This window comes from Thiorhodococcus fuscus (assembly GCF_042682685.1).
GTDB lineage: Bacteria > Pseudomonadota > Gammaproteobacteria > Chromatiales > Chromatiaceae > Imhoffiella > Imhoffiella fuscus.
Map to the genome: position 1 here is coordinate 108,727 of NZ_JBHUHX010000052.1, position 13,167 is coordinate 121,893.

Genomic DNA, 13,167 nt, shown 5'->3' on the forward strand with positions numbered 1-13,167 from the left:
CGTCGGGACACAAGCCCTATGGCACGATATTTGTGTAGCTGATCGACTTCACCCTTCCGCTCACATGACCAGCCCAAGGGAGTCGTCCATCCGTGATCTCCGCTCGCCTCACCCGCCTCTCCTTCCTCGCCCTCGCGCTCATCTGCTTCTCCATCTCGGCGCTCGCTCAGGACACGCCTGCCGCCGCCGAGGACGCACCCGCGACCGATAACCCAGCCACGCCCGCGCCGGAAATCAAGAACGGACTGGACCCCGCCCTGGTCGGTCTCGCCGCGCTTCCGGGAGAAGATGCTACGGCCGAGGACTACGACAAGGCACTGAAGATCGTCGAGGACAAACTCGCGGCGGTCGAGCGCGACGACGCACCGCCCGCCCCCGGTCAGCCGGACGAAGGCACCGCCCCGGACCCGAGACTCGAACCCCTGCAGGATCTGCGACTCTCGGTGCAGCGCCGGGCGACCCTGCTCGCGCGGCGCCAGGAGCTGCAAGGTTCGCTGAACGACATCGAGACCGCCCGGGAGACCCTGAAGCGCGAGGGGCTGAGCGAAAAGCCGCCCTACCCGATCGACCAGATCGACCAGCTGCACGGCGAGCATCGATTGGCCAGGCACGCCGCCGAGGCGGCCGAGCGCGCACTGGAGATCGCACGGCAGCAGACCGACTCGGCGGCCAAGGAGATCGAGGCCAAGGAGCAGGAGCGCCGGCTCGCCCGCACCCAGCTGGAGCAAGCCGCACCCGGCGACGACACGCCAGCGCTCGAACGCCGCCTGGAGGCGTCTCGGCTCGGCGTGCTCGCCGCACGCCAGCGGCGGGCGACGGCGAAGGACTTTCTGGAACTGACGCATCTGGAGTCCCAGGTCGCCCGGCAACGCAGCGACCTGCTGAGCGCCAAGATCGTGCGCATGAAGGACGCGGTCAGCTTCACCAAAGAGATGCTGGACGACCGGGTCGATGAACTGACGGCGCGCGAGACCCAGATCCGCAAACGGATCGAGAGCCTGACCCAGGCCGGCGATCGCGCCGAAAGCGCCCTCTTCGATGCCCGCCGACGTCTGGAGCGCAACCAGGACGCGTCACGCGCCCAGCTCCTCGAGGAAGAGGTCGCGGCCCGCGAGGCCGAGCTCGACGCCTCGCGCAAGGGCATCGCCTATCTGCGTCATGCGCTCTCGAGCCTCGCCTCGGCCCGTACCCTCTGGGAGCGCCGCTATCGGCTGTACCAGGGCGACCAGGAGGCCCCCCTGACCAGTTGGCTGCAAGAGGTCGGCACGCTCGCCGACACCATCGCAGACGAGACCCGCTATCTGCAGGACGAACTCGCCACGGTGCGCTCGGTGCAGCTGATGCTCGTCCAGCGACTCGCCGACTCGGGGCTCGCCAGCGACATGCGCACCGCGCTCAAGCGCAGACTGGATGCCCTGGACGCGCAGGAGGGACAGGCCGAGGATCTGCTCGGCGTCGAGGACCAGCTGAGCGCACTGGCGGACCGTTTCGAACAGGAACTGGATCCGCTGGTGAGCCGGCGCTCCTTCGCCCAGCGCATGGACGAGGCCGCGACCTGGCTCGCGGGCTGGTGGAACAAGGAACTCTTCGTCTTCCAGGACCAGGGCTTCTATCTGCGCGACATGGTCAGCGGGGGCGCCGTCTTCCTGCTGGTGATCGCGGCCGTCTCACTGTTGCAACGGCTGCTGCGCCGCACGGTCCTGCCGCGTCTGGTCGCCGCCAGCGACGGCGAAAAGCGCGCCCCCCGCGCCTTGGTTCTGGCGCTGGTGCGCAACACCAGCCAGCTGTTCGTGGTGATCATCGCCTTCTATGCGGCCATGCGGGTGTCCGGACTGCTTCCGGAACGACTGCACGATTGGCTCTGGAGCATCCTGGTCGTCGTCTTCTGGCTCCAGATCGGGATCTGGGCCAGCGCCGGTGCGCTCGACTATCTCAACCGCCAGCGCAGCCGCCGCGAGCGGCAGGATCCCTCGGCGGTCAGCGGTTACGGACTGATCCTCTTCTTCATCCGCGTCGGCATCTGGAGCATCGTGCTCATCTCGGTGCTCACCCACTTCGACTATCCCATCACGGGCCTGATCGGGGCACTGGGCGTGGGCGGCATCGCAGTCGCCTTCGCGGTGCAGAACATCCTCGCCGACATCTTCAGCTCCATGGCCATCATTCTGGACAAGCCGTTCCGGGTCGGCGACTTCGTGGTCACCGGCTCGACCCTGGGCGTGGTGGAACAGATCGGGGTCAAGACGACCCGGATCCGCAGTCTTTCGGGCGAGCAGATCACCATGTCGAACACCGACCTGCTCAACAGCCGCATCCACAACTACAAGCGCATGGAGGAGCGCCGCGTGGTGTTCAAGCTGGGCGTGGTCTACCAGACCCCGCCGGATCTGCTCGAACGCATCCCGGGGATGATCGAGCGCATCGTCCGCGACCAGGCATACACCCGCTTCGACCGCGCCCATTTCTTCGAGTACGGCGACTTCGCGCTCCTCTTCGAGATCGTCTATTACGTCCAGGGTCCGGACTACAACCGCTACATGGACATCCAGCAGGCGATCAATCTGGCGATCAACCGCCGCTTCCGCGAAGAGGGCATCGAGTTCGCCTATCCGACCCAGGAGCTGATTCTCAGGCACGCCGGCCCGCAACCGGGCGGCGCGGACACGCGGAACGCCTGATCCATGACGGAGCGACGTCATTCGGTCGGCCGAGCGTCGCTCGCCGACCCCTTGCTGCAGGGCCTCTCCAGTGCTTGATGAAGAGGCTCGCAAGGTGACGCCGGAATCAGGCCGAAAGCAGGACTCGCCGGCCACGCCCCAGTTTGCCCACGGGATGCAAAACGGCTAGACTTGCGAAAATTCGCAAATAAACCATGGACTTCAGGAGTCAGTTCCCCGTGTAGACACCCCCGGCTCGCCACGCGTTTGAAGCAAACGCCCATATCCAGATCTCGACGCGATGCCGCACCTGATGCCTGCGCCTCCCTCCGACTCCCCCGGTTCTCAGATCGCTCCCCTCGCCGCTTAGGCGGCCGGCCTTCGCGTTTTCCATCCATCGCCGATCCGCTCGGCTCTCTCCGCGAAGGTTCCGACTCAGCATGAAATCCATCCGCCAGGAATGGCTCTCCAACGTCCGCAACGACCTGCTCGCCGGCCTGGTGGTCGCGCTGGCGCTCATCCCAGAGGCGATCGCCTTTTCCATCATCGCCGGCGTCGATCCCAAGGTCGGGCTCTATGCCTCCTTCAGTATCGCCGTGGTCACCGCCTTCGTCGGCGGCCGGCCCGGCATGATCTCGGCGGCCACCGGCGCCATGGCACTGGTCATGGTCACCCTGGTCAAGGACCACGGGCTCCAGTATCTGCTGGCCGCGACCATCCTGACCGGCGTGCTGCAGATGCTCGCCGGCTGGCTGCGACTGGGCAACCTGATGCGTTTCATCTCCCGCTCGGTCATCACCGGATTCGTCAACGCACTCGCCATCCTGATCTTCATGGCCCAGCTTCCCGAGCTGATCGGCGCAACCTGGCAGGTCTACGCCATGGTGGCCGCCGGTCTGGCGATCATCTATCTATTCCCCTATCTGACCAAGGTCGTTCCCTCGCCGTTGGTGACCATCCTGGTACTGACCGGCGTGGCCATCTGGCTCAATCTCGACGTGCGCACCGTCGGCGATATGGGTCAGCTGCCCGACAGCCTGCCGGTGTTTCTGCTACCCCAGATCCCGCTCAATTTGGAGACGCTCCAGATCATCTTCCCGGTCTCGGCCACGCTGGCCGCCGTGGGTCTGCTGGAATCCATGATGACGGCCACGATCGTCGACGACCTGACCGATTCGTCGAGCAACAAGAACCGCGAATGCGTTGGCCAGGGCGTGGCCAACGTGGCGACCGGCTTCCTCGGCGGCATGGCCGGCTGCGCCATGATCGGCCAGTCGGTCATCAACGTGAAGTCGGGCGGACGCGGACGGCTCTCGACGCTGGCCGCCGGTCTCCTGTTGCTGGTGATGGTGGTCTTCGCCGGCGACTGGGTGGCGCAGATCCCCATGGCCGCGCTGGTGGCGGTCATGATCATGGTCTCGATCGGCACCTTCAACTGGGCCTCGATCCGCAATCTCCGCGACCATCCGCTGTCGGCCAACGTGGTGATGCTCTCGACCGTGATCGTCGTGGTGGCCACGCACAATCTGGCGCAAGGCGTCCTCGCGGGTGTGCTGCTCTCCGGCTTCTTCTTCGCCAACCGGGTCGGCAAGGTGCTCTATGTCGGATCGGTCTCGCTCGACGAGGGCCGCATCCGCGCCTATCTGGTGACGGGCCAGGTCTTCTTCGCCTCGGCCGACCGCTTCATCGCATCCTTCGATTTCAAGGAGGTCATCGAGCGCGTGCGCATCGACGTCAGCCGCGCCCACTTCTGGGACATCACCGCCGTTAGCGCGCTCGACCAGGTGGTCATCAAATTCCGCCGCGAGGGTACCGAGGTCGAGGTCGTGGGTCTCGACGAGGCTAGTGCGACCCTGATCGACAAGTTCGCGGTCCACGACAAGCCCGACGCGGTCGAGCAATTGATGGGACATTGAGAGGAAATTCGCCATGCAAGAGGAAAACAAGGTCCTGGCCTGCGTCGACCGCTCAGACTATGCCGACACCGTAACGGACGCGGCGACCTGGGCGGCACGCCGCCTGGAGGCTCCGATGGAGCTGCTGCACATCCTCGACCGCCATCCCGAAAGCGCCAGCGGCAAGGACCATAGCGGCACGATCGGCTTCAACGCCCAACAGCACTTGCTCGAGGCACTGTCCGAGGAGGATGCGGCGCGCAGCAAGGCCGCGCGCGAGCAGGGACGGCTCTTTCTCAATCGATTGCGCGAGCGCGCCATCGCCGCCGGGGCCACGGCGCCCGACGTGCGCCAACGCCATGGCGAGCTCGAAGAGGTGCTGGTCGAGCAGCAGCCAGGGGTGGGGCTGTTCGTGCTCGGACGCCGAGGCGAATCGGCCGAGGCCACCCAACGCGATCTCGGGCGCAATGTCGAACGCGTGGTGCGTGCGCTCAAGAGGCCCATCCTGGCGGTCACCGAACAGTTCCAGACACCACGGCGCGTGATGCTCGCCTTCGACGGCGGCGGCATGGCGCGGCGCGGCGTGGAGCTGGTCGCCAAGAGCCCGCTGTTCACCGACCTGCCGATCCACGTGCTGATGTCGGGCAAGACGACCAGGGATGGCGCCAAGCAGCTCGAATGGGCCAAAACGACGCTGGAGACGGCGGGCCTCGAAACCGAGGTGGACCTGATCCCAGGCGACGCCGAGAACGTCATCGCCCGCTCGGTGCGCGAGCGCGAGATCGACCTGCTCGTCATGGGCGCCTATGGTCACTCCCCGATCCGCGCCCTACTGTTCGGCAGCAAAACCTCCGACCTCCTGCGCTCGGCCAAGATTCCGACACTGCTGCTGCGTTGAGCGAGGGCCGGAGGGCCACGGGCGGGGATCTCGGGCTTTCCGGCCCCGGCGGTTTACGGACGGTGGAATGGCGTCGATGGGACAGAGAAACTGGAACGGCAATCACACAGCGTCCTCGCAGTCGCCGGCAGCAACTTGAATTCATAATGAATCCGCTATAGTTGCTGCATGTCCGGCAGCAGGAATCCTTCGCTCGGCTCATCTGAGCCGCAGCCTTTCCCTAGACACGCATCGGACACGAGACGCACATGCAGCCGCCCCCATATAGCCACCCCAGCCTCCAGGTCCGTCGAGGAAGGCGGTGCGTGTGCGTGCCCCAGCAAGCGCTTCCCCGGCGGCATCAACGATCCCGGTCGCCCCATCCTGCCCCGTGGACAGCCCTCCCGGATGAGACGCTGGGTGTCCGCCGATCAGGATTCAAAGCCATGTTCCGGATCGAGATACGTAAGGAGATTCCATGCTCATTCGCCATAAACTCTACAGCCTGTCCGCATTGTCGGTCGGTGCGCTGCTGATCCTGATGGTCGGCGTCTGGTGGTCCTGGACCGAGCTGAAGAGGCTCGACACGGCCAAGGAACTCGCGTACGAGCTGCACCAGCACCTGCTGCACACACGACTCGATCAGCAGGCGTTCCTGATGCAGCCCGACGAATCGCATCCCCAGAAGCTGCGCCAGGAGGCCACGCAGTTCGACGAGCATCTCGCAGAGCTGCGCGACGGGATCGCAGGAAAGGGCCTGGACGCCAGCGAGCTCGATGCCCTGAAGGACGCCTTCGACGGATACCTGAAGATATTCGAGCAGCTGGTCGAAGAATATCGAACGATCGGTTTCGATCCCGAGTCGGGCCTCTACGGCAGCCTTCGCGAGGCCGTTCACCGGGCGGAGAGTAGCGTCGACGCCAGGCAGCGCGACGATCTGCTGGCCGGGATCCTCCAGCTGAGACGGCACGAGAAGGACTTCATGCTGCGATCCAACACCAAGTACGTCGACAAATTCGAAAAGGACTACGGCACGCTGGTCGATCTGGCCGGGAACGACCAGGAACTGATCTCGACGCTGACAGGCTATCGGCAGGATTTCCTCGCGCTGGTCGAGGCGCAGGAGCGCGTCGGCCTGACCCCCGACCAGGGCATCCGAGCCGAACTCGCCGCCGGAATGCAGCAGGCATCCGCCCTGCTCGACGGGCTCGCGGACCATCTCCAAGAGACGCTGAAGGCGGAAGGAACCGCCATCGTCTGGAGATTGCTGGTGCTCTCGCTGCTAGTCACGCTAGGCGTCGCCGCACTCACCTGGTGGATCACGCGCAGCCTCGATCACGGACTGGGACGGGTGATCGGCGTCATCAGCGACATCGCGGAGCACCGCGACCTGACGCTGAAACTCGGCCTAGAAGGCAAGGACGAGCTGGCCCAGATGGGTCGCGGATTCGATTCCATGCTCGCCAGCATGCGTCAGGTCATCCGACAATGCCAGGATGCGGTCGATCATCTCACCCAAATCACCACCGAGCTCTCGGCCAACGCCGACGAGACCTCTGCGGGAGGACGCCAGCAGCTCGCGGAGGCCGACCAGCTGGCGACCGCCATCACCGAGATGGGCGCCACCATCGAGGAGATCGCGCGCAATACCGAGATGGCCGCCGAACGCACGCGCCGCACCAGCGAGAACACCCGGCAGAGCCATCGCCAGGTGGAGGAGACCATCGGGCGCATCCAATTGCTGTCGCAACGGCTGGAGGAATCCAACGCGGCAGCCTCGGAACTGGTACAGAGCGCAACGACCATCGGCTCGGTGCTCGACGTCATCCGGGGCATCGCCGAGCAGACCAACTTGCTGGCGCTCAACGCCGCCATCGAGGCCGCCCGCGCCGGCGAGCAGGGACGCGGCTTCGCCGTCGTCGCCGGCGAGGTCCGGACGCTGGCGATGCGCACCCAGACGGCCACCGAGGAAATCGCGGGCATCATCGCCAATCTGAACCAGACCACGAACAACATCGTCCAGCTCATCGACCATTGCCACACGGAAGGACAGGAAAGCGCGACCCAAGCCACCCAGGCTGGAACCTTCCTGGCCGAGATTGCCGAGGACGTGTCCTCGGTACTCGACATGAACACCCAGATCGCCGCCGCGATCGAGGAGCAGAGCCATGTCGCCTCGGAGGTGAACCGCAACGTGGTCGCCATTCGGGACGTCGCCGAGCGCTCGGCGGAGGCCGCCCACGCCAACGCCGAGAGCGCCAACATGGTCGCAAGCCAGTCCGAAGGTCTGTCTCAGGTCATCAGCCGGTTCCGGGTATGATGCGCCGTCCCGAGGCCGTCGGATGATCGGCAGCCCCGGGAGGCATCTCATTCATTCCCGACGAACCATTCCATGCTGCAAGAAACCCACATCATCACGGCCGCACATGTCATACAGCTCGCGGTCGCACCGGTCTTCCTCATCACGGGCATCAGCGGCATGCTGTCCGTCATGACGAGCCGGCTCGGGCGCATCGTCGACCGAGGGCGCGTCGTCGAAGCCTCCGCCGCCGACGGCTCCATGGATGCCATATGCGCCAAGGACGAGCTGGAGCGTCTCTCGCGTCGCGGGCGTCTGATCAGCGTCTCGATCGGCCTCTGCACCCTCACCGCGCTGCTGGTTTCGGCCATCATCGCCATGCTGTTCATCGGATCCTTTCTCTCGTTCGACGTCTCCCTATTCGTCGCACTCTGCTTCGTGGCGGCCATGCTCGCCTTCATCGTGGCGCTGCTGTTCTTCCTCCGCGAGGTCTTCATCGCCATCGGCGGACTCGAATTCCACCGGTACGGCTGACAGGACGCGCCTCGAACGCCTCATCCCATCGCACGCGGAGCAGATCCACATGCTGAGCTATCTGCACGGCTTTCACGCCGGCAATCATGCGGACGTCCTCAAGCACGGCGTCCTCACGCTTCTGATCGAGACACTCACCGCCAAACCCAAACCCCTGGTCTATCTGGATTCGCACGCCGGAGCCGGTCTCTACGATCTCAACGGCGAGCAGGCCGCCAAGACGGGCGAATTCGTTGACGGCATCGGACGTCTCTGGCCCATGCGCCACGACCTTCCAGAACTCGCCGGCTATTTCGACAGTATCGCCACGCTCAATCCGAACGGCGGTCACGCTCGCTATCCGGGCTCGCCCGAGCTAGCACGTCGACTGCTGCGCCCGAACGACCGGCTGATCCTGATGGAACTGCATAAGACCGAGGTGCAAGGACTGCGCGCCGCGCTGGATGGGGATCCAAGGGTCCACATCCATCATCGCAATGGATTCGAGGGACTGCCGGCACTGCTACCGCCAAAGCCGGCGCGGGGCCTGGCCCTGATCGATCCGCCCTACGAGGTCAAGACGGACTATGCAGAGGTCGCCCGCTGCCTCGCCGCAGCCCATGCACGCTGGCCGACGGGCGTCTACGCCATCTGGTACCCCAGGCTGGGGCTCGATCGCGATCAGTCGGAGACATTGCTACAGGGACTCCTCGACAGCGTCCCTCGCGTGCTGGTCGCGGAACTCTCGGTTCGCGCCCAGACGCGGGACTTCGGTATGCATGGGTCGGGAATGGCCCTGGTGAACCCACCCTGGCAGTTCGACGAGCGCCTCAAGACGCTGCTGCCACAACTCGCGGCGGCACTGACGCTCGACGGAACGGGTGCGAGCGGGTGGCGCGTCGCCTGGAGAGAGGCGACGGCCTGAAGAGCGGAGCGACGGGACGCGACCGAAATATCTCGGTCAAGAACCGTCCGGCAACAGATTTACGATTTTCGTAGGTGCGAATGAATTCGCACCTACTTAGCCCTCGTCCTCCGAAACCTGCTCGGAGTCGGGCGCATCCAGGCGCTCGATACTCAGAAGATGCACACGACGGCTGTCGGCGCGCATCACGGTGAAGCGGAATCGACCGAGCTCGACCGATTCGCCGCGTTTCGGCAGGTGCCCCAAGGCGTTGACCACCAGACCACCGATGGTGTCGAAGCCCTCGTCCGAGAAGTCGCTGCCGAAATACTCGTTGAAATCCTCGATGGCGGTACGGGCCTTGGCGCTGTATTCGTTCTCGCCGCGCTGAAAGATACCCGACCCCTCGTCGTAGTCGTGCTCGTCGTCGATCTCGCCGACGATCTGCTCCAGCACGTCCTCGATGGTCACGAGCCCGGCTGCGCTGCCGTATTCGTCGACGACGATCGCCATGTGGTTGCGGCTGGAGCGGAATTCCTTGAGCAGGACGTTGAGACGCTTGCTCTCGGGAACGAAGACGGCGGAGCGGAGCAGGTCGCGGATGTTGAAGGCGCGATGCCCCGAGTTGAGACAGAATGAGAGCAGGTCCTTGGCCAGAAGGATCCCGACCACCTCACCCTTGTCGTCGCCGGTAACCGGAAAACGTGAATGGGCGGATTTGACCGCGATCTGGAGAATCCGCTCCAGAGAGTCGTCCCTCTTCAGAGACACCATTTCCGCGCGCGGGATCATGATGTCACGAACGCGCAGATCGGAAACCTGCAGGACGCCCTCAATCATGCTCAAGGCATCCGTGTCCAGAAGCTCCCGTTCCCGGGCGTCCTTCAGCAACTCCACGAGTTGCTCCTTGTCCTGTGGTTCGCCTCCAAGCAAATGGCCAAGTCGTTCGAGCCAATTGCGTGAACGCGAACCCTCGCTAGATCGATCGCTCGTCATGAGGTGTCAATGATCCTCCAGGTCAACCTGGTTTTCGTAGGGAGGCGCGAATCCTAACCCGCGCATGATGCCGATTTCCAGCGTCTCCATCTCGTCCGCCTGTTCGTCGGTAATATGATCGTAATCAAGAAGATGCAAGACCCCATGCACCACCATGTGCGCCCAATGGGCGAGCGGTTCCTTGCCCTGTTCCAGCGCCTCGCGACGCACCACATCGGCGCAGATCACCAGATCGCCGATGAGGTCGGAGATGGGATCCTCGGAGGCCACGCCGGGAGGTAGCTCGAACGGAAAGGACAGCACGTTGGTCGCATAATCGCGCCCCCGGTACTGCAGATTCAGCGCGGCGGCCTCGTCCGGATCCACCACTCGAATCGTCATGGCCGCACGCTCCCGACGCCCGGCCAATGCGGCCTTGGCCCAGCGTTCGAACCGGGGCGGCAAGGGCAAATCCGCGCAGTCGGTCGCAACCTGTAGATCCAGATCCAACGACACGTCCACAAAGACGCTCATGCCTGCTCCTCCTGCCGGACTCCGCGTGGCGGCGTTGGATTCTCGAAGTCGTCATAGGCATTGACGATGCGCTGAACCAGTGCATGACGCACCACGTCGCGCGCACTGAAGAAGGTGAAGCTGATGCCATTCACGTTCTGAAGGATATCGATCGCCTGACGCAGCCCCGATAGCTGGCCTCGCGGCAGATCGACCTGGGTGATATCGCCGGTGATGACGGCGGTCGAGCCGAAACCGATGCGGGTCAGGAACATCTTCATCTGCTCGGGCGTGGTGTTCTGGGCCTCGTCGAGGATGATGAAGGAGTCGTTGAGTGTGCGCCCACGCATATAGGCCAGCGGGGCGACCTCGATGACGTTGCGCTCGATCAGCTTGGTAACCTTCTCGAAGCCCAGCATCTCGAACAGTGCATCGTAAAGCGGGCGCAGATAGGGATCGATCTTCTGCGCCAGATCGCCGGGCAGGAAGCCGAGCCGCTCGCCGGCCTCGACCGCCGGACGCACCAGCAGCAGACGCCGCACCCGGTCCGACTCCAGTGCCTCGACCGCACAGGCGACGGCGAGATAGGTCTTGCCGGTACCGGCAGGCCCCACCCCGAAGTTGATGTCATTGCGTACGATGGCGTGGAGATATTCCTGCTGGTTCGCTCCGCGCGCACGAATGAGCCCGCGTTTGGTCTTGATGACCACCTCGGGAAGACGCGCCCCGACCTCCTCCACCAGCCCATCGGCCCCAGACTCCTGGAGCGCGAGGTGGATCTTCTCCGGCGTCAGCACCTCGTTCGCCGTATCGGCGTAGAGGTCGCGCAACAGACGCTCGCCGAGCATGACCGAGGGGCGCTCGCCGACGAGACGGAAGGAGAGACCGCGATTGTTGATTTCGATGCCCAGCCGGCGTTCGAGCTGGCGCAGGTGTTGATCGAGTTGGCCGCAGAGGTTGGCGAGACGCGCGTTGTCCTCGGGCGCAAGCTGTAGGTCCAGCGTTTCAGGTTGAGTAGACAAGGGGACTCAGGACGTCAGATGTCCGCGAAGTGAATTGGGAAGGGCCTCGCTGATGCTGAGGTCCACGAAGGTGCCGATCAAGTCCGAAGGGCCATCGAAGTTGACCACCCGGTTGTTCTCCGTTCGGCCGGAAAGCTGGGCGGGATCCTTCCGCGAAGGCCCCTCGACCAGCACGCGCTGCACCGTGCCGACCATCTGTCGGCTGATGCGCTGCGCATTGGTATTGATCCGCTGCTGCAGACGCTCAAGTCGCGCCTTTTTGACCGCCAGCGACACGTCGTCCGGATAGTCGGCCGCCGGAGTGCCGGGGCGCCGGCTATAGACGAAGCTGAAGCTGTGGTCGAAGCCGATCTCGTCGACCAGGGCGAGCGTATCGGCGAAATCCTCCTCGGTCTCGCCCGGAAAGCCGACGATGAAATCCGAAGAGATGCTGATGTCCGGACGCACCCGACGCAGACGGCGGATCTTATCGGCATACTCAGCGGCCGTGTGACCACGCTTCATGGCCGCCAGAATGCGGTCCGAGCCGGACTGCACAGGCAGATGCAGGAAGCTCACCAGCTCGGGCACCTCGGCGAAAACCTCGATCAGGTCATCAGAGAATTCGACCGGATGACTGGTGGTGAAGCGGATGCGTTCGATGCCTTCGATGGCAGCGACATAACGGATCAGCAGGGAAAGATCGCCCGTTTCGCCCTCAGCATCCCCCATCTCGCCACGATAGGCATTGACATTTTGTCCAAGGAGATTGACCTCGCGCACTCCCTGCTCGGCCAGACCGGCCACCTCGGCGATCACAGCGTCGAGCGGACGGCTGATCTCCTCGCCACGCGTGAAGGGCACGATGCAGTAGGTACAGTATTTGGAGCAGCCCTCCATCACAGAAACGAACGCAGTCGGTCCTTCGGCCTTGTGCGCTGGGAGACAGTCGAACTTCTCGATCTCGGGGAAAGAGACGTCGACCTGAGCACGCCGCTCGGCCCGCAAATCCTTGAGCATCTGAGGCAGACGGTGCAGGGTCTGAGGGCCGAACACCAGATCCACGTAGGGCGCCCGATCGCGGATCGCCTCGCCCTCCTGGCTCGCCACGCAACCGCCGACACCGATGACCAGATCGGGTCGCGCGACCTTCCAGGGACGCCAACGTCCGAGCTGCGAGAAGACCTTCTCCTGCGCCTTTTCGCGTACCGAGCAGGTGTTGAGCAGCAGCACGTCGGCCTCTTCGGGCGTCTCGGTCAGCTCCAGTCCCATCGACTCGCGCAAGGCATCCGCAATGCGGGCCGAGTCGTATTCGTTCATCTGGCAGCCAAAGGTTTGAATATAGAGCTTAGGGGGCATGGAAATCCGCCATCGGAGGCAGTGGATCGAGGGCCTTGATCAAGGCTTGGATAGGGCTAGGCAATGGGTCGTCAATCCCGGATCAGGATCGAGATTAGGATCGCAAGGGCGCGTATCCTGCTAAAACAGCGGTTTAGTGTCAACCCTCCGCACTGGGACAGCGTACTGCCCGCC

10 protein-coding genes are annotated in these 13,167 nt (G+C 64.2%); 6 read left to right on the top strand and 4 right to left on the bottom strand.

Annotation, left to right across the window (positions count from 1 at the left end):
• The first annotated feature begins 92 nt into the window (after positions 1–92).
• The 6 genes from ACFSJC_RS17425 (at position 93) to ACFSJC_RS17450 (ending at position 9,166) form a co-directional block, all read left to right on the top strand.
• Entirely contained in the window at positions 93–2,678 is a 2,586-nt protein-coding gene (locus ACFSJC_RS17425; protein ID WP_386028464.1) for a mechanosensitive ion channel domain-containing protein, read from the top strand.
• A 419-nt stretch (positions 2,679–3,097) separates the two neighbouring features.
• On the top strand, positions 3,098–4,573 hold the full coding sequence (locus tag ACFSJC_RS17430; protein ID WP_386028465.1) for a SulP family inorganic anion transporter: 1,476 nt from the start codon (positions 3,098–3,100) through the stop codon (positions 4,571–4,573).
• A gap of 13 nt (positions 4,574–4,586) precedes the next feature.
• On the top strand, positions 4,587–5,450 hold the full coding sequence (locus tag ACFSJC_RS17435) for a universal stress protein (protein ID WP_386028466.1): 864 nt from the start codon (positions 4,587–4,589) through the stop codon (positions 5,448–5,450).
• Positions 5,451–5,907: 457 nt separating this feature from the next.
• Complete coding sequence (locus ACFSJC_RS17440) at positions 5,908–7,749, top strand: methyl-accepting chemotaxis protein (protein ID WP_386028467.1); 1,842 nt, start codon at positions 5,908–5,910, stop codon at positions 7,747–7,749.
• 72 nt (positions 7,750–7,821) lie between these two features.
• Positions 7,822–8,262: a DUF2721 domain-containing protein gene (locus ACFSJC_RS17445; protein ID WP_386028468.1), complete on the top strand. Its 441-nt coding sequence runs from the start codon at positions 7,822–7,824 to the stop codon at positions 8,260–8,262.
• A gap of 49 nt (positions 8,263–8,311) precedes the next feature.
• Positions 8,312–9,166, top strand: a complete 855-nt coding sequence (locus tag ACFSJC_RS17450) for a 23S rRNA (adenine(2030)-N(6))-methyltransferase RlmJ (protein WP_386028469.1) — start codon at positions 8,312–8,314, stop codon at positions 9,164–9,166.
• Between the two features lie 96 nt (positions 9,167–9,262).
• Here the strand turns inward: ACFSJC_RS17450 and ACFSJC_RS17455 are convergent, their stop codons facing one another.
• The 4 genes from ACFSJC_RS17455 to miaB are packed head-to-tail and all read right to left on the bottom strand — an operon-like array spanning position 9,263 to position 12,993.
• Complete coding sequence (locus tag ACFSJC_RS17455) at positions 9,263–10,141, bottom strand: HlyC/CorC family transporter (protein WP_386028470.1); 879 nt, start codon at positions 10,139–10,141, stop codon at positions 9,263–9,265.
• A gap of 6 nt (positions 10,142–10,147) precedes the next feature.
• Positions 10,148–10,654 carry an rRNA maturation RNase YbeY gene (ybeY, locus tag ACFSJC_RS17460; RefSeq protein WP_386028471.1) on the bottom strand — a complete coding sequence of 169 codons (507 nt, stop codon included), beginning with the start codon at positions 10,652–10,654 and terminating at the stop codon, positions 10,148–10,150.
• Positions 10,651–11,655 carry a PhoH family protein gene (locus ACFSJC_RS17465; protein ID WP_386028472.1) on the bottom strand — a complete coding sequence of 335 codons (1,005 nt, stop codon included), beginning with the start codon at positions 11,653–11,655 and terminating at the stop codon, positions 10,651–10,653. Before ACFSJC_RS17465 ends, ybeY begins: the two co-directional genes overlap by 4 nt.
• A gap of 6 nt (positions 11,656–11,661) precedes the next feature.
• Positions 11,662–12,993, bottom strand: coding sequence for a tRNA (N6-isopentenyl adenosine(37)-C2)-methylthiotransferase MiaB (gene miaB, locus ACFSJC_RS17470; RefSeq protein WP_386028473.1), 1,332 nt, complete (start codon positions 12,991–12,993; stop codon positions 11,662–11,664).
• Between the last annotated feature and the right edge of the window lie 174 nt (positions 12,994–13,167).